Genomic DNA, 372 nt, shown 5'->3' on the forward strand with positions numbered 1-372 from the left:
GGGGAAGCGATGGGTGGCGGCCCGCTCGGCACCCATGTTCGCAACGAGCAGGAACTGCTGGCAATGCCGGCGGAACACGCGTTCCACCTTATGCTTCAGACCTGTACGACCTGCCACGCCAAATTCAGGATGGAATAGGGGCGATCACGCGGGACCGGGAATTGCTCGCCTTGTTCAAGCGTCCGACCTTTCGGCCCCATCAAACAGCCATGTTCGACGCTGCCGACATCACTTCCCGAGGGGCCGGACCGCCGAACATATGGCGGCCATCCTCCTCGACTTCGGTGAAACACCAGCGCACGACGCCATCCCGATCGAGCAGGAATTCGCCGACGAGCTGGCCGTGGCCGGCGGCGATCATCTGCTTGTCAT

The 372-nt window shown here is 62.6% G+C and carries 2 pseudogenes; one reads left to right on the top strand and one right to left on the bottom strand.

The window, feature by feature from the left end:
* Positions 1-138: pseudogene (locus EOD29_RS37560) on the top strand (cytochrome C); the annotation flags it as partial.
* Positions 139-199: 61 nt separating this feature from the next.
* Here the strand turns inward: EOD29_RS37560 and EOD29_RS30760 are convergent.
* Positions 200-372, bottom strand: a pseudogene (locus EOD29_RS30760) (AhpC/TSA family protein); the annotation flags it as partial.

The organism is Mesorhizobium sp. M1A.T.Ca.IN.004.03.1.1 (genome assembly GCF_003997555.1).
Classification (GTDB): Bacteria; Pseudomonadota; Alphaproteobacteria; order Rhizobiales; family Rhizobiaceae; genus Mesorhizobium.